Here is a 16,507-nt window from a genome sequence, read left to right as displayed (position 1 = left end):
TGCTGCTCCGCAGTTTCTTACTCAGCCGATTCGACAGCTGCAATCATGCGCACCACATCAGCCGTTTCGGCGACGTCGTGCACACGTAGAATTCGAGCCCCTTTGGTCATCGCCAAAGCGGCCAATGCAAGGCCTCCATACAACCGCTCCCCGACAGGACGCTCCAGCACGGCACCGATCATGCTTTTGCGCGAAACCCCGACCAGTAACGGTCGCCCAAGAGAATGCAGGGCCTGCATATGCTTGAACAGACTCAGGTTGTGATCCAGCGTCTTGGCGAAACCGAAGCCGGGATCAAGGATGATCCGGTCACGCTCGATACCTGCCGCCGCACACTGATTCATCCGCTCAAGCAGAAAAGCGCTGACCTCACCCAGCAGGTCGGTGTAACGCGGGTCATCCTGCATATTGCCCGGCTCGCCGAGCATGTGCATCAGACAGACCGGCAGACCTGTCTGAGCGGCAGCCACCAGGGCACCAGGGCGACCCAACGAACGCACATCATTGATAAGCCCCGCACCGAGACGAGCCGTTTCGAGCATGACTTCAGGCGTGGAGGTATCAACCGAAACAATGACGTCCAGTTCGCGGCCGATAGCTTCTACCACCGGCGCAACCCGTTCAAGCTCTTCAGCAGGAGAAACAGGAGGCGCACCAGGACGAGTTGACTCGCCACCGACATCAATCAGAGTCGCACCCGCCAGAACCATGCCCTCGGCATGACGCAAGGCTGCATCAAGCTGGCTGTAACGGCCGCCATCCGAGAATGAATCTGGAGTTGCATTGAGGATGCCCATCACGTGCGTACGGGCCAAATCAAGAACCCGGTTGCCGCAAGGCAACCGGGTCGGGTACAGCGTAGATGTCATGTCAGACCTTAATGTTCAGCAGCAGGACCGCCGATAGGGGCTTCCGGGCGGGCATCCGTAACAGGCGTGCCCTTGGTACCCGAACCGCCTTCCCAGTCTCGCGGCTCACGCGGAGGTCGGCCCGCCATGATGTCATCGATCTGGTCGGCGTCGATAGTCTCATATTTCATGAGCGCCTCCGCCATCGCATCGAGCTTGTCACGGTTATCGGTGAGAAGCTGCTTGGCGGTGTTATAGCTGTGATCGATGATACTGCGAACTTCCAGATCGATCAGCTTGGCTGTATCACCGGAGAAACTCGAATTCTGGCTGGCACCACGGCCCAGGAAGCCTGAATCCTCATCTTCCGAATACATCAACGGACCGAGCTTTTCCGACAACCCCCACTTGGTCACCATGTTCCGGGCAATCTGACTTGCACGCATGATGTCGTTGGAAGCACCGGTGGTTACACCATCAAAGCCCAGCGTCATTTCTTCAGCGATACGACCGCCGTACAAGGAGCAGATCTGGCTGACCAGAGCGCGCTTGGACAGGCTGTAGCGATCTTCTTCCGGCAGGAACATGGTCACACCAAGGGCACGACCGCGTGGAATGATCGAGACCTTGTAGACCGGATCATGCTCAGGCACCAGCCGACCAACGATAGCGTGACCCGCTTCGTGATAGGCAGTGTTCTGTTTTTCCTTCTCGGACATGACCATGCTCTTGCGCTCGGCGCCCATCATGATCTTGTCTTTGGCCAGCTCGAACTCTTTCATTTCAACGATGCGCTTGCCGGCACGGGCTGCGAACAGGGAAGCCTCGTTGACCAGGTTGGCAAGGTCAGCACCCGAGAAGCCCGGAGTACCACGAGCGATGACCGCAGGATTCACATCCTCGCCCATCGGGACTTTACGCATGTGAACCTTGAGAATCTGCTCACGACCACGAATATCCGGCAGACCTACAACGACCTGGCGGTCGAAACGGCCTGGACGCAGCAATGCAGGATCCAGTACGTCAGGACGGTTGGTAGCGGCGATGACAATGATGCCATCGTTCATTTCAAAGCCATCCATCTCGACCAGCAACTGGTTGAGGGTCTGCTCACGCTCATCATGACCGCCACCCATGCCGGCGCCACGATGGCGACCCACGGCATCGATCTCGTCGATGAAGATGATGCATGGCGCGTGCTTCTTGGCCTGCTCGAACATGTCACGGACGCGGCTTGCACCAACACCCACGAACATTTCCACGAAGTCGGAACCGGAAATGGTGAAGAATGGCACTTTCGCTTCGCCGGCAATCGCCTTGGCAAGCAGGGTCTTACCAGTACCTGGAGGACCGACCATCAGCACGCCGCGAGGAATACGACCGCCCAGACGCTGGAACTTACCCGGATCGCGGAGGAACTCGACCAGTTCGCCTACTTCTTCCTTGGCCTCGTCACAACCTGCCACATCGGCCAGAGTCGTCTTGACCTGATCTTCGGAAAGCAGGCGCGCCTTGCTCTTGCCGAAGCTCATCGGACCGCCCTTGCCTCCCGCACCACCTTGCATCTGGCGCATGAAGAACATGAACACGGCAATGATGACCAGAATCGGGAAGCTGGCGACCAGCAACTGGGTCCAGATGCTCTGCTGCTCAGGCTGCTTGCCTTCGACAACCACATTGTTATCGACCAGATCACCAATCAGACCATTGTCCGCAATGGCGGGACGAATGGTCTTGAAGGTGTCGCCATCACTGCGCTTGCCCGTGATCACGGCGCCGTCCACGGAAACCTTCTCGACCTTGCCATCCTTGACCTGCTGGATGAACTCGGAGTAGTTGAGGGTCTGCGGCTCGTTCGGGCTGGAGAAGTTGTTCATCACCGTCACCAGGACAGCCGCGATGATCAACCACAGGATCAAATTCTTTGCCATATCGTTCAATTAGCTACCCTCTGAAGCAAGCTCCACGCAGGAAGCGTGCCTCGCATGATATTCACCGGCCTAACTTACTACAGAACCTACAGATGTGGCAGGCACCGTCTGTAACCCTTTGTGAAACTTTGACTGCATGATGGTCATACATGCGCCATCAGCATAGCCATTTGAAAAAAGCTATCGACCACCTTCAAAGACGCTCATCGCTTGCAGCGCCTTCGACTGCGCGAAAACCGCGAGCCAGCAGGTATTGCTCACGAGACCTGTCTCGCGACGACAACGGCTTGCGCATCTGCACCTTGTCGAAAAGCTTGCGGATATCCTTGTGGTACACATCAAAGCCCTCGCCCTGGAAGACCTTGATCAGGAAATCACCACCCGGTCGCAAGACCCGACCGGCAAGATCCAGTGCCAACTCGCAGAGGAACATTGCACGCGGCATGTCCACTGCACTCAATCCACTCATATTGGGGGCCATATCGGAAATCACAAGGTCTACCTGTGTATTGCCGACAGCTTCCAGGATTTGAGCGAGAACCGCGTCCTCGGTGAAGTCCCCTTTGATGAAGGTCACATCGGGGATGCTGTCCATATCAAGGATATCGGACGCGATCAGGCGACCCTGACCACCAATCAGACGACTGGTCACCTGAGACCACCCCCCCGGAGCCGCCCCAAGGTCAATGACCGTCATGCCTGGACGGATGATCTTGTCCTTCTCCTGGATCTCCAGAAGCTTGTAGCTGGCACGGGAACGGTAACCGTCCTTTTGCGCCATTTTGACGTATTTGTCATCAAAGTGTTCTTTGAGCCAGTTATGGCTTGTCTTGGAACGGGCCACGGGGCACCTCAAAAATAAAACGAGTCGTGATTAACTGGGCGGTCCCGGACTCGCTCGGGTAAACTGGCCGCCGCTTTTTTACAAGATCAGACGCAGGGGTCAGATTATGCCGCTCACTCAAGAGCAGAAGAAACAATACAAATCCATTGGCCACCATCTGAAACCAGTATTGATCGTGGCTGACAATGGTTTGACTGAAGGTGTGCTCGCCGAACTTGAACGCGCACTGAGCGATCACGAGCTGATCAAGATCAAGCTCAACATCCTCGATCGCGAAAGCCGCCTCCAGACCATCGCAGAGCTCTGCAAGGCCGGTTCAGCGGACCTTGTGCAGGTCATCGGCAAAATGGCGTTGATCTATCGCAAGAACCCAAAGGTAAACAAGCAATTGTCCAACGTCCACCGCGCAAGCTGATTTAAAAAGCCAGGGCGCCTTCAGCGCGCCCTGATGCTCCTTCCCGGTACAGGCTGCAAGACCAGCAACAAGCCGCTCAACGCCAACACCAGATAACTCAGCAACTGCCAATGCAGAGCATCGGCAAACCAGTGCCGGAGCACGTAATAAGCCGCTGACGACATCAATGCAACCGAAAGCAATTGCCCGCGAAAATCCCGCCAGACACTTGCCAACCGCTCGAACCGGACAAGAAGCACCAATTGAAGTAACGCACAGGCCGCTGCAAAACTTACCAGCAAAGCACTGGCGCGATTGGCAAACTGGTCGATGAACAACGGTGCAAGGCCTGTCTGATCAAGCACAGCCAATGTCGCCAGATGCAGCAGGACCAGCCCGCCTACCCACAAGGTCTGGGCAAGCTGCCAGATAATTGCGCCCGCAGGAAACGGGCGCACCCCATCAAACGTGACGGACTTCAATGATCTCGTACTCGATCACACCGCTAGGCGTTTTCACCGCCACCACATCACCCTCTTCCTTGGCAATCAAGGCGCGAGCGATAGGCGAACCGACGGAAATCTTGCCCAGTTTGATATCGGCCTCATCCTCACCAACGATCTGATAGGTAACAGATTCGTCGGTTTCAACGTTGGCGATCTGGACAGTCGTACCGAAAATCACCTTCCCTGTATGAGGAATGGTGGTGACATCGATGATGACCGCATTCTGCATACGGCCTTCGATATCCCGGATACGCGCCTCAACCATACCCTGCTGCTCGCGGGCAGCATGGTATTCGGCGTTTTCCTTGAGGTCGCCCAGCTCGCGCGCAGTACCGATGTCCTGGCTGAGCTTGGGACGAACCACCTTGGTCAGATGCGTCAACTCTTCTTCCAGGGCGCGAGCGCCCTGGACAGTCATTGGGTATTTGATCATGCCTTCAATCCTGCATGTAGATCCTGCAAGCGCCGCACGGTCTTTTCAGGACCGAACTTGAGCGCTTCGCAGATGGCCTCGCCTGCAGCAATAGTAGTGGTGCAGTAAATCTTGTGCTGCAAGGCGTTACGACGAATGGAGTAAGAATCGGCGATGGACTGACGGCCTTCGGTGGTGTTGATGATCAGAGTGACTTCGTCATTCTTGATCATGTCGACCACGTGAGGACGGCCTTCAGTCACCTTGTTGACACGACGGACCTTCAAGCCCGCAGCTTCGATCAGCTTCGCCGTACCGGCGGTCGCCACGATCTCGAAACCGAGGTTGATCAGATCGCGGGCAACACCAGCAACCAGTGGCTTGTCGTCATTGCGCACGCTGATGAACGCAGTGCCGCCTGTCGGCAGAATCTCGCTGGCGCCCACCTGAGCCTTGGCAAAGGCTTCACCGAAGGTATCGCCCACGCCCATGACTTCACCGGTCGACTTCATCTCTGGGCCGAGGATCGGGTCAACACCCGGGAACTTGGCGAACGGGAAGACCGCTTCTTTCACGCTGTAGAAGTTCGGAATGATTTCCTTGGTGAAACCCAGCTCTTTCAGGGTTTTGCCTGCCATGACGCGGGCAGCGATCATGGCCAGGGAAACACCGATGCACTTGGACACGAAAGGCACGGTACGCGATGCACGCGGGTTCACTTCGATGACGTAGATGTCTTCGCCTTGCAGCGCCAACTGAACGTTCATCAAGCCGACAACGCCCAGCTCAAGGGCCATCTTCTTGACCTGCTCGCGCATCTCGTCCTGGATGTGAGCCGGCAGCGAGTAAGGCGGCAGCGAACATGCGGAGTCACCGGAGTGAACGCCTGCCTGCTCGATGTGCTGCATGATCGCGCCGATGACGACATCGGTTCCGTCGCAGACTGCATCGACGTCCATTTCGATTGCACAGTTCAGGAAGTGGTCCAGCAATACCGGGCTGTCGTTGGAAACCTGAACGGCTTCACGCAGGTAACGCTTGAGTTCTTCTTCCTGGTAGACGATTTCCATCGCCCGGCCGCCCAGTACGTAGGACGGACGCACAACCAGCGGGTAACCGATTTTTGCGGCAGCGCGAATGGCTTCGTCTTCGCTGCGCACAGTCGCGTTTGGCGGCTGACGCAGGTTCAGGCGTTCAACCATCTGCTGGAAGCGCTCACGGTCTTCTGCACGGTCGATAGCGTCAGGGCTGGTGCCGATGATCGGCACGCCAGCAGCTTCCAGGGCACGAGCCAGCTTCAGAGGAGTCTGGCCGCCGTACTGGACGATCACGCCTTTAGGCTTCTCGACGCGCACGATTTCCAGAACGTCTTCCAGAGTCACAGGCTCGAAGTACAGACGGTCGGAGGTGTCGTAGTCGGTCGATACGGTTTCCGGGTTGCAGTTGACCATGATGGTCTCGTACCCGTCTTCGCGCAGCGCCAGAGCCGCGTGTACGCAGCAGTAGTCGAACTCGATGCCTTGACCGATACGGTTAGGACCGCCACCCAGGATCATGATCTTGTCGCGGGTCGACGGGTTGGCCTCGCACTCTTCTTCGTACGTCGAGTACAGATAAGCAGTGTCGGTGGCGAACTCGGCAGCGCAAGTATCGACGCGCTTGTAGACCGGGAACACTTCCAGCTTCTGGCGATGAGTGCGCAGGTTCTTCTCGGTAACGCCCAGCAGCTTGGCCAGACGCGCATCAGAGAAGCCTTTGCGCTTGAGGCGGAACATCAGGTCACGGTCGATAGCCGAAAGACCCAGTGTCTTGACCTTCTCTTCTTCCTTGATCAGATCTTCGATCTGCACCAGGAACCAAGGGTCGATCATGTTCATGCCGAAGATTTCTTCGACAGTCAGGCCTGCGCGGAAAGCATCGGCGACGTACCAGATACGCTCGGCACCCGGAACAGTCAGCTCACGCTTGAGCGTGCTCATGCTGTCCGGATCGGCCAGGTCCAGCTTCGGATCAAGACCGCAGACACCGACTTCCAGACCACGCAGGGCTTTCTGCAGGGATTCCTGGAAGGTACGGCCGATGGCCATGACTTCGCCGACCGACTTCATCTGGGTAGTCAGGCGGGCATCAGCCTTGGAGAACTTCTCGAAAGCAAAGCGTGGCAGCTTGGTGACAACGTAGTCGATGGACGGCTCGAAGGACGCCGGGGTCTTGCCACCGGTGATGTCGTTCTGCAATTCGTCGAGGGTGTAGCCGACTGCCAGCTTGGCAGCAACCTTGGCAATCGGGAAACCGGTAGCCTTGGAAGCCAGAGCGGAGGAACGCGAAACACGCGGGTTCATCTCGATCACGACCATGCGGCCAGTGTCCGGGCAGATACCGAACTGCACGTTGGATCCGCCGGTTTCGACACCGATCTCGCGCAGTACAGCCAGGGAGGCGTTACGCAGGATCTGGTATTCCTTGTCCGTCAGGGTCTGTGCAGGCGCAACAGTGATCGAGTCACCGGTGTGCACGCCCATCGGGTCGAAGTTTTCGATGGAGCAGACGATGATGCAGTTGTCCTTTTTATCGCGGACAACTTCCATTTCGTACTCTTTCCAGCCGATCAGCGATTCGTCGATCAGCAGCTCCTTGGTCGGAGAAAGGTCCAGACCACGGGCGCAGATTTCCTCGAACTCTTCACGGTTGTAAGCGATGCCGCCACCGGTGCCGCCCATGGTGAAGGACGGACGGATGATGCAAGGGAAGCCCAGCTTCTCGAGAACGGCGTTGGCTTCCTCCATGGAGTGGGCAATACCGGAGCGCGGGCATTCCAGACCGATGGATTTCATGGCCTTGTCGAAACGCGAACGGTCTTCGGCCTTGTCGATGGTGTCGGCATTGGCACCGATCATTTCAACGCCGAACTTCTCCAGAACGCCTTCGCGCTCCAGATCCAGTGCGCAGTTCAGTGCAGTCTGGCCGCCCATGGTAGGCAGTACTGCATCCGGGCGCTCTTTTTCGATGATCTTGGCAACGGTCTGCCACTTGATCGGCTCGATGTAAGTGGCGTCAGCCATGGCCGGGTCGGTCATGATGGTCGCAGGGTTGGAGTTAACCAGAATGACGCGGTAACCCTCTTCGCGCAGAGCCTTGCAGGCCTGGGCGCCGGAGTAGTCGAATTCACAGGCCTGACCGATCACGATAGGACCGGCGCCGAGAATCAGGATGCTTTTAATATCTGTACGTTTTGGCATGGGGTTGTCACTCAAATCCGTAGGTCAGTCGGCAAGCCGTCTTGAACATTTCTTTGCGGTGACCTGGGTGGCGACAACCGGACTCGCTGTCCGGGGCCACCCTGGGCACCTGCTTACTACATTCTCAAGGCAGCCGGTCAGCGTCGCTTGGCCATGGCTTCGATAAAGCGGTCAAACAGGGGAGCCACGTCATTCGGACCCGGGCTTGCTTCAGGGTGACCCTGGAAGCTGAAGGCGCTCTTGTCCGTGCGCTCGATACCTTGCAGGGTGCCGTCAAACAGCGACTTGTGGATGGCGCGAACGTTGCTCGGCAGAGTCGATTCATCAACCGCAAAACCGTGGTTCTGGCTGGTGATCATGACGACGCCGGTATCCAGATCCTGGACCGGGTGGTTGGCACCGTGGTGGCCGTGACCCATTTTTATCGTCTTGGCACCGGAGGCCAGAGCCAGCAACTGGTGACCCAGGCAGATACCGAAAACCGGAATCTCGGTTTCCAGAACTTCCTTGATGGCCTTGATGGCGTAGTCACATGGCTCAGGATCGCCTGGGCCGTTGGACAGGAAAACACCGTCCGGGCTGTAGGCAAGTACATCGCTGGCAGGCGTTTGCGCCGGAACCACGGTGACGCGGCAGCCGCGCTCGACCAGCATGCGCAGGATGTTGACCTTGACGCCATAGTCGTAGGCCACGACATGGTACGGCAGCTCGGCAGCAGCGATTTCAGGATGGCTGTCGGTCTTCAGGCTCCAGACGCTGGAGCGCCACTCGTAGCTTTCCTTGGTGCTGACCACTTTGGCCAGGTCCATGCCTTTGAGGCCCGGGAAGCCGCGAGCCGCTTCGATTGCAGCCTCTTCGGAAATGTTGTCACCGGCGATGATGCAGCCGTTCTGAGCACCTTTCTCACGCAGGATGCGGGTCAGGCGACGAGTATCGATACCCGCGATGGCAACGACATTGTTGGCCTTGAGGTATTCGTCCAGGGGCTGCTTGTTACGCCAGTTGCTGGATACCAGTGGCAGGTCACGAATCACCAGACCTGCGGACCATACGCGATTGGACTCGGCGTCTTCAGGCGTGGTGCCTGTGTTGCCGATGTGCGGGTAGGTCAGAGTAACGATTTGCTGGGCATAGGAAGGATCGGTAAGGATTTCCTGATAGCCGGTCATTGCGGTGTTGAACACCACCTCACCAACGGTCTGACCGTCGGCTCCAATGGCTTCGCCGCGAAAAATGCTGCCATCAGCAAGGGCAAGTATGGCTGGCTTAGTCAAGAAGACCTCCCGTAAATAAAGCCTGAAAGGGCGTTCGCAGGTTGCAAAAAAGCGGAATGACGTAGATACGTCACCCCGCTTTCTTATCGAATCATCTGCGCGCTTTTAGTGGACACACTAAAGCTGTAGCTTACAGAAAAAGCCTTTTTTGGTCTACCACCAATGAGCCCGAAAACCCACGGAATGCGACAAGGCTAAATCCGGTACTCACAATCAGCGCAGCTCCAGCACATCCTGCATGTCATAAAGACCAGGAGCCTTGCCATCGAGCCACATGGCAGCTCGCACAGCACCCTTGGCAAATGTCATGCGGCTGGATGCCTTGTGGGTGATTTCCACGCGCTCGCCATCGGCAGCGAACAAGACCGTATGATCACCCACGATATCGCCAGCCCTGATGGTCGCAAAACCAATCGTCTGACGATCACGGACACCAGTCTGGCCTTCACGACTATGGACAGCGACCTTCTCCAGATCACGACCCAACGCCTCGGCAACCACTTCCCCCATGCGCAATGCCGTGCCCGAAGGGGCATCGACCTTGTGCCGATGGTGAGCTTCGGTGATTTCGATATCGACATCATCACCCAGCACGCGAGCCGCCGTATCCAGCAGCTTCAGGCAGAGGTTCACACCCACACTGAAGTTGGCAGCGAAAACGATAGGGATCTCTTTCGCCGCCTCAACCAGCTGCAGCTTCTCTTCAGCACTGAAACCCGTGGTGCCGATGATCATGGCCTTGCCCGCCTTGCGGCAGAAAGCCAGATTCTTGAGCGTCACAGTAGGATGCGTGAAGTCGATCAAGACATCGAACTCATCGGCAACCCGGGCAACATCACCCGACAACGGCACGCCGATACGACCCAGCGCAGCCAGCTCTCCGGCATCAGCGCCCACCAGCGTGCTATCAGGACGATCAATGGCAGCAGTCAGCCCGGCGCCCGGCGCTGACAGAACCGCCTCAATCAAAGTCTTACCCATGCGCCCGGCGGCGCCCACCACAGCAATACGTCGCATAACCTTCTCCTGCCGAATCAGCCCTTACAAGTCACCGAAGAAACGCTTCACACCCTCGAACCAGCCACTGGCCTTCGGAGAATGAGAGTCGTCGCCTTCAAGCGAGGTACGGAACTCTTCGAGCAGTTCACGTTGACGCTTGCCGAGATTGACCGGGGTTTCAACCGCGACACGACACATCAAGTCGCCAGCGCCGCCGCCACGCACCGGAGCCACACCCTTGCCACGCAAGCGGAACTGCTTGCCGGTCTGAGTACCCTCAGGGATCTTCAACTTGACCCGACCATCCAGCGTCGGCACTTCAAGCTCGCCACCCAGGGCCGCATCAGTGAAGCTGATTGGTACTTCGCAGTACAGATGCTTGCCGTCGCGCTGGAAAATGGCGTGTTCACGCACATTGATCACAACGTACAGGTCGCCGGTCGGCCCACCCTGAGAACCCACCTCACCTTCGCCGGACAGGCGAATGCGGTCACCGGTATCGACACCTGGCGGAACCTTGACCGAGAGGGTCTTGGATTCTTCGACACGACCTTCGCCATGGCACGAATCGCACGGATCGGAAATGATCTTGCCGTGACCATGGCAACGAGGACAGGTTTGCTGCACGGAGAAGAACCCCTGCTGCATGCGCACCTGACCAATGCCGCCGCACGTCGGGCAAGTGACCGGCGAAGAGCCTTTCTTCGCGCCACTGCCATCGCAAGGCTTGCAGTTGACCAGTGTCGGAACACGGATATTCACGGTCGTACCGCGAACCGCTTCTTCAAGATCCAGCTCAAGGGTATAGCGCAGATCGCTGCCGCGCTGTGCGCCGCCACGACCGCCACCACCACGGCCACCGCCGAAGAAGTCGCTGAACACATCACCGAAAATATCGGAGAAGTTCGCACCGCCAGCACCACCACCGAAACCGCCGCCACCCATGCTCGGGTCTATGCCGGCATGGCCGTACTGATCGTACGCCGCACGCTTGCTGGCATCGGACAGGACTTCATAGGCCTCATTGGCCTCTTTGAACAGCTCTTCCGCAGCCTTGTCATCAGGGTTGCGGTCCGGGTGGTGCTTCATCGCAAGGCGGCGATAAGCCTTCTTCAGCTCAGCCTCGCTGGCACCTCGCTCCACCCCCAACACTTCATAATAATCACGCTTTGCCATAATTCTTCCGCACTCTTGAGGACGTTCGGCAAGACCCTCCTGAGCCTCGCCAAACTCGTTGAGCCCCATACAGGCCCGGACCCAACTCACGTCAATTCAACGATCCTGGTCTTCATTCGACAGCCAGTTACCTGGCTGAGAAAGCGGCAGAACGAGTCGTCACGCAGGAGCATCACGACCTTGCCACATGGCCTGCGGACAAAAATCCGCACGCCGAAATTTTGCTTGTTCCAGACACGCCAACGCGGGAGCAAGCTCCCGCGCGGCGACATCCTACCAGCCACCGCTCGGAACGGGTCAACTGGCTTTCAAGCAAGCATGTGCTTACTTGTGGTCTTTCACTTCTTCGAACTCGGCATCGACAACGTCATCAGCCTTGGCTTTCTCTTCAGCAGGCTGAGCAGCAGCCTCTGGGTTCTCGGCCTGCTCAGCGTACATTTTCTGAGCGATTGGCGCGGAAACCTTGGACAGCTCTTCGATCCTGGCTTCGATAGCAGCCTTGTCGTCGCCTTTGACGGCAGCTTCCAGAGCAACCAGAGCAGCCTCGACAGCAGTCTTCTCTTCTGCGGTCACTTTGTCGCCAGCATCGCTGATCATCTTGCGAGTCGAGTGAACCAGTGCATCACCCTGGTTACGGGCAGATGCCAGCTCTTCGAACTTGCGGTCTTCTTCGCTGTTGGCTTCAGCGTCGCGGATCATCTGCTGGATTTCTTCGTCCGACAGACCCGAGTTGGCCTTGATCACGATGGACTGCTGCTTGCCAGTCGCCTTGTCTTTCGCGCCTACGTGCAGGATGCCGTTGGCGTCGATGTCGAAGGTAACTTCGATCTGTGGAACGCCACGTGGAGCTGGCGGGATCTCGGCCAGGTCGAACTTGCCCAGGGACTTGTTCTGACCGGCTTGCTTACGCTCACCTTGCAGCACGTGAATGGTTACAGCGTTCTGGTTGTCATCGGCAGTCGAGAACACTTGCGATTTCTTGGTAGGAATCGTGGTGTTTTTCTCGATCAGCGCAGTCATCACGCCGCCCATGGTTTCGATACCCAGAGTCAGCGGGCTGACGTCCAGCAGCAGAACATCCTTGACGTCACCGGCCAGTACCGCGCCCTGGATAGCAGCACCCATGGCAACAGCTTCGTCAGGGTTGACGTCTTTACGAGCTTCTTTACCGAAGAACTCTGTCACCAGCTTCTGGACCAGCGGCATACGAGTCTGGCCACCGACCAGGATCACGTCGTTGATCGCGCCGATGTCGATGCCGGCATCTTTCAGAGCAATACGGCATGGCTCGATAGTGCGCTGAACCAGGTCTTCAACCAGAGATTCCAGCTTGGAGCGCGAGATTTTCACGTTCAAGTGCTTTGGACCGGTAGCGTCTGCAGTGATGTACGGCAGGTTGACGTCGGTCTGCATGCTGGAAGACAGCTCGATCTTGGCTTTTTCAGCAGCTTCTTTCAGACGCTGCATCGCCAGCGGGTCACCTTTGAGGTTCATGCCGCTTTCTTTCTTGAATTCGTCGACGAGGTAGTCGATCAGACGAATGTCGAAGTCCTCACCACCCAGGAAGGTGTCGCCGTTGGTTGCCAGCACTTCGAACTGGTGCTCGCCGTCAACTTCAGCAATTTCGATGACCGAAACGTCGAAAGTACCGCCACCCAGGTCATAAACGATGACAGTGTGGTCGCCCTTCGCCTTGTCCATGCCGTAAGCCAGAGCGGCTGCGGTTGGTTCGTTGATGATACGTTTGACGTCCAGACCCGCGATGCGACCGGCATCCTTGGTGGCTTGACGCTGGCTGTCGTTGAAGTAGGCCGGAACGGTGATGACCGCTTCGGTGACGGTCTCGCCGAGGTAGTCTTCGGCGGTCTTCTTCATTTTCTTCAGGATTTCGGCAGAAATCTGAGGAGGAGCCATCTTCTGGCCATTTACTTCAACCCAGGCGTCGCCGTTGTCAGCCTTGGCGATCTTGTACGGAACCATCTGGATGTCTTTCTGTACGACGTCTTCTTCAAAGCGACGGCCGATCAGACGCTTTACTGCGTACAGAGTGTTGTGCGGGTTGGTTACTGCCTGACGCTTGGCGGACTGGCCGACCAGGATTTCACCATCGTTGGCGTAGGCAATGATCGAAGGAGTAGTACGAGCGCCTTCGGCGTTCTCGATAACCTTGACGTTGCCGTTTTCCAGAATAGAGACGCAGGAGTTGGTGGTCCCCAGGTCAATACCGATAATCTTGCCCATCTTTGACTCTCCCGAAACTTTTGATTTGGTTGCCGCAACTGCGTTTACAAATTGCGGTAGCTCTTAAACGCTTGGCCTATAAATGGGGGCCAGACACCTGATTTCAAGCCTGCTCATCAATTGATGGCGAAACAGGCGACGGTGCCTTGCTGACCACGACCATGGCCGGACGCAGCAGACGACCGTTGAGCTGATAACCCTTCTGGAACACTTTCAGAACGCTGTTTGGTTCGACATCCGCGCTTTCCTGCATCGCCATTGCCTGATGATGTTCGGCATTGAATGGCTGGCCGTGCGGGTCGATTGCTTCCAGTTGATAGCGCTTGAGGGTGTCGTTGAACATCTTGAGCGTCAGCTCGATACCTTCACGCATCGGACGAATGCTTTCGTCGTCCGGGCTGGACAGGTCCAGGCCACGCTCCAGGCTGTCCACGATAGGCAGCAGATCGCCAGCGAACTTTTCAAGAGCGAATTTGTGAGCCTTTTCCACATCCTGTTCTGCACGACGACGTACGTTCTGCAGATCCGCAGCAACACGCAGGGACTGGTCTTGTGCCGCAGTCAATTGCTCTTCGAGCACCTGCACACGAGTTGCCAGATCATCACTCGAAGCTGTCTCGCCAGCCTGATCCTGGGTTTGCGCATCCAGATTCTGTTCGTCAGCCATAGTGTTCTCCTCTCAAAAACGTCCGCGAACCCATCTCGCGCTTCTGCCCCCCTATATGGGAACGTATTTTCAGGCTTCAAGGGCCCGACACGATGGATATGTGCATTGCCTGAAAATTTTCCTCTGCCGTCGAAGCGCTGAGCGGACCAGTTTTCATTACTGCCAGGACTAAAAAAGCTCGTTACCCGATCAAATCGAGCTAAGTGCAAGCATTGTCAGAACCAAATAAAACACTGTATAAATAACCAGACAAATCGCTTGGGAGCCACTCCATGCTGGTGCACCTTTCCGTACATAACTACGCCATCGTCGAACACCTTGATCTGGAACTGGATCGAGGCATGAGCGTAATCACTGGCGAAACCGGTGCCGGCAAGTCGATCATGCTCGACGCCCTGGGCCTGACGCTCGGCGATCGCGCCGACAGTGGCGTCGTCCGCCCCGGAGCCGACAAGGCCGATATCCTGGCCACCTTCGATCTGTCCGATATTCCCGAAGCGCAAACCTGGCTGAAAGAGCGCGACCTGGACAACGACGGCCCGTGCATTCTGCGACGGGTCATAACAGCCGAAGGGCGCTCGCGCTCCTACATCAATGGCACGCCCTGCCCCCAAGGCGACCTGAAAGCACTCGGCGAACTGCTGATCGATATCCACAGCCAGCATGAACACCAGTCACTCCTGAAAACCGATACCCACAGACGCCTGCTGGACGAGTACGCCGGCGCGACCGAACTGGCACGCCAGGTTCAACTGGCAGCCCAGCGCTGGCGCCAGACCCGCCAGGAACTGGAGCGACTCTCCAACTCCGGCGACGAACAGCGTGCCAGACACCAGTTGCTCAGCTATCAACTGGAAGAGCTGGAAGGCCTGAGCCTGGGCGAGAACGAGCTGGAACAGCTTGAGCAGGAACACAAGAACCTGACCAACGCAGAAAGCCTGCTGAGCATCTGTCGTCAGGTCGTCGAACAGTGCAGCGAGAGCGACTCGGGCAATGTCCTGAACGCCCTGACCGCCAGCCTGAATCGCCTCGGCAGTATCAACAACTCACCGACAGCCCTGAGCGAAGCCACCGGCCTGCTGTCCAGCGCGCAGATACAGATAGAAGAAGCCGTTGGCGAACTGAATCGTTTCCTGGACCATTTCGACGCAGACCCTGCCCGCCTGCAACAACTCGAAGAGCGCCTGGACAGCATCTATACGCTGGCCCGCAAACACCGCATTCAGCCGACCGAACTGAGCACATTGCAGCAAAAGCTTCTGGACGAGATCGAAACACTCAATGCCAACGATGAATCCATCGAGCGGCTTGAGCACGAACTGGCTTCATTTGCCCGCCACTATCAGGAAAAAGCCAGGGAGCTGAGTGATTCGCGCCAACGCGCATCAACCGAACTGGCCAGCGCAGTCGAGGAAGAAATCCAGCGCCTGGGCATGCCCGGCGGTCGATTCACCATCGAGTTGAAACCCAATACCGGCAACGACCTGCTTCCCCACGGGCTGGAACAAGTCGAATTGCTGGTCAGCGCCAACCCTGGACAGCCACTGAAAGCACTGGCCAAGGTAGCCTCGGGTGGTGAGTTGTCACGGATCAGTCTGGCCATCCAGGTGATCACTGCACAGACCTCCCGCGTGCCTACTCTGGTATTTGACGAAGTGGACGTGGGCATCGGCGGCCCGACAGCCGAGATTGTCGGCCAGCTACTGCGCCGCCTGGGCGAGCGCGGGCAAGTCATGACCGTCACCCATCTGCCGCAGGTCGCCGCACAAGGTCATCAGCATCTGTTCGTACACAAGGTCAGAGGCAGCGATGCGACACGAACCGCTGTATCGAAACTCAACAAGAACGAACGTATAGAAGAAGTGGCGCGCATGCTCGGCGGCATCGACCTGACCAAGGAGTCTCTGGCTCACGCGAAGAAAATGGTCATCACCGCAAAAAACTGATGCCCCACAAAGCACAAAGGCGACCCTGAG

At 57.3% G+C, this 16,507-nt stretch carries 13 protein-coding genes; 2 read left to right on the top strand and 11 right to left on the bottom strand.

Going from position 1 to position 16,507, the window contains the following annotated elements:
• Window positions 1–17: 17 nt before the first annotated feature.
• The 3 genes from folP to rlmE all read right to left on the bottom strand — a co-directional run bounded on the left by folP (window position 18) and on the right by rlmE (window position 3,623).
• Window positions 18–869, bottom strand: a complete 852-nt coding sequence (gene folP, locus ACODS3_RS16610; protein WP_201020542.1) for a dihydropteroate synthase — start codon at window positions 867–869, stop codon at window positions 18–20.
• Window positions 870–877: 8 nt separating this feature from the next.
• Window positions 878–2,779, bottom strand: coding sequence for an ATP-dependent zinc metalloprotease FtsH (gene ftsH / locus ACODS3_RS16605; protein WP_201005520.1), 1,902 nt, complete (start codon window positions 2,777–2,779; stop codon window positions 878–880).
• Between the two features lie 193 nt (window positions 2,780–2,972).
• Window positions 2,973–3,623, bottom strand: a complete 651-nt coding sequence (gene rlmE / locus ACODS3_RS16600) for a 23S rRNA (uridine(2552)-2'-O)-methyltransferase RlmE (protein WP_201020543.1) — start codon at window positions 3,621–3,623, stop codon at window positions 2,973–2,975.
• Between the two features lie 106 nt (window positions 3,624–3,729).
• Here rlmE and ACODS3_RS16595 point away from each other — a divergent pair, with 106 nt between their 5' ends.
• Complete coding sequence (locus tag ACODS3_RS16595; RefSeq protein WP_025258493.1) at window positions 3,730–4,038, top strand: YhbY family RNA-binding protein; 309 nt, start codon at window positions 3,730–3,732, stop codon at window positions 4,036–4,038.
• 20 nt (window positions 4,039–4,058) lie between these two features.
• Here ACODS3_RS16595 and ACODS3_RS16590 read toward each other — a convergent pair whose 3' ends face one another.
• The 8 genes from ACODS3_RS16590 to grpE all read right to left on the bottom strand — a co-directional run bounded on the left by ACODS3_RS16590 (window position 4,059) and on the right by grpE (window position 14,531).
• On the bottom strand, window positions 4,059–4,451 hold the full coding sequence (locus tag ACODS3_RS16590) for an MFS transporter (protein WP_201005666.1): 393 nt from the start codon (window positions 4,449–4,451) through the stop codon (window positions 4,059–4,061).
• 28 nt (window positions 4,452–4,479) lie between these two features.
• Window positions 4,480–4,956, bottom strand: a complete 477-nt coding sequence (gene greA / locus ACODS3_RS16585) for a transcription elongation factor GreA (RefSeq protein ID WP_201020544.1) — start codon at window positions 4,954–4,956, stop codon at window positions 4,480–4,482.
• The gene (gene carB / locus ACODS3_RS16580) at window positions 4,953–8,174 is read right to left on the bottom strand and encodes a carbamoyl-phosphate synthase large subunit (RefSeq protein WP_201005534.1); all 3,222 of its coding nucleotides are present in this window, start codon (window positions 8,172–8,174) and stop codon (window positions 4,953–4,955) included. Before carB ends, greA begins: the two co-directional genes overlap by 4 nt.
• A gap of 137 nt (window positions 8,175–8,311) precedes the next feature.
• Entirely contained in the window at window positions 8,312–9,448 is a 1,137-nt protein-coding gene (gene carA / locus ACODS3_RS16575; protein WP_201020546.1) for a glutamine-hydrolyzing carbamoyl-phosphate synthase small subunit, read from the bottom strand.
• A gap of 213 nt (window positions 9,449–9,661) precedes the next feature.
• Entirely contained in the window at window positions 9,662–10,465 is an 804-nt protein-coding gene (dapB, locus tag ACODS3_RS16570; RefSeq protein ID WP_489035308.1) for a 4-hydroxy-tetrahydrodipicolinate reductase, read from the bottom strand.
• 24 nt (window positions 10,466–10,489) lie between these two features.
• Entirely contained in the window at window positions 10,490–11,623 is a 1,134-nt protein-coding gene (gene dnaJ, locus ACODS3_RS16565; RefSeq protein WP_025258488.1) for a molecular chaperone DnaJ, read from the bottom strand.
• Between the two features lie 324 nt (window positions 11,624–11,947).
• Entirely contained in the window at window positions 11,948–13,864 is a 1,917-nt protein-coding gene (gene dnaK / locus ACODS3_RS16560) for a molecular chaperone DnaK (protein WP_201020547.1), read from the bottom strand.
• A 103-nt stretch (window positions 13,865–13,967) separates the two neighbouring features.
• Window positions 13,968–14,531: a nucleotide exchange factor GrpE gene (grpE, locus tag ACODS3_RS16555; RefSeq protein WP_201020548.1), complete on the bottom strand. Its 564-nt coding sequence runs from the start codon at window positions 14,529–14,531 to the stop codon at window positions 13,968–13,970.
• A 272-nt stretch (window positions 14,532–14,803) separates the two neighbouring features.
• On the opposite strand from grpE, the gene recN reads away from it, so the two are divergent.
• Window positions 14,804–16,477 (top strand): DNA repair protein RecN, encoded by a 1,674-nt coding sequence (recN, locus tag ACODS3_RS16550; protein WP_201020549.1) that lies wholly within the window; start codon window positions 14,804–14,806, stop codon window positions 16,475–16,477.
• Window positions 16,478–16,507: the final 30 nt, after the last annotated feature.

This window comes from Pseudomonas sp. FG43 (assembly GCF_057809175.1).
This window is presented reverse-complemented; position numbering and strand designations above follow the sequence as displayed.

What these genes read in the sequence shown, in the direction of transcription:
- folP (WP_201020542.1), bottom strand. Translation starts at nt 869, where the DNA reads ATGACATCTACGCTGTACCCGACCCGGTTGCCTTGCGGCAACCGGGTT.
- ftsH (WP_201005520.1), bottom strand. Translation starts at nt 2,779, where the DNA reads ATGGCAAAGAATTTGATCCTGTGGTTGATCATCGCGGCTGTCCTGGTG.
- ACODS3_RS16595 (WP_025258493.1), top strand. Translation starts at nt 3,730, where the DNA reads ATGCCGCTCACTCAAGAGCAGAAGAAACAATACAAATCCATTGGCCAC.
- greA (WP_201020544.1), bottom strand. Translation starts at nt 4,956, where the DNA reads ATGATCAAATACCCAATGACTGTCCAGGGCGCTCGCGCCCTGGAAGAA.
- carB (WP_201005534.1), bottom strand. Translation starts at nt 8,174, where the DNA reads ATGCCAAAACGTACAGATATTAAAAGCATCCTGATTCTCGGCGCCGGT.
- dapB (WP_489035308.1), bottom strand. Translation starts at nt 10,465, where the DNA reads ATGCGACGTATTGCTGTGGTGGGCGCCGCCGGGCGCATGGGTAAGACT.
- dnaJ (WP_025258488.1), bottom strand. Translation starts at nt 11,623, where the DNA reads ATGGCAAAGCGTGATTATTATGAAGTGTTGGGGGTGGAGCGAGGTGCC.
- dnaK (WP_201020547.1), bottom strand. Translation starts at nt 13,864, where the DNA reads ATGGGCAAGATTATCGGTATTGACCTGGGGACCACCAACTCCTGCGTC.
- grpE (WP_201020548.1), bottom strand. Translation starts at nt 14,531, where the DNA reads ATGGCTGACGAACAGAATCTGGATGCGCAAACCCAGGATCAGGCTGGC.
- recN (WP_201020549.1), top strand. Translation starts at nt 14,804, where the DNA reads ATGCTGGTGCACCTTTCCGTACATAACTACGCCATCGTCGAACACCTT.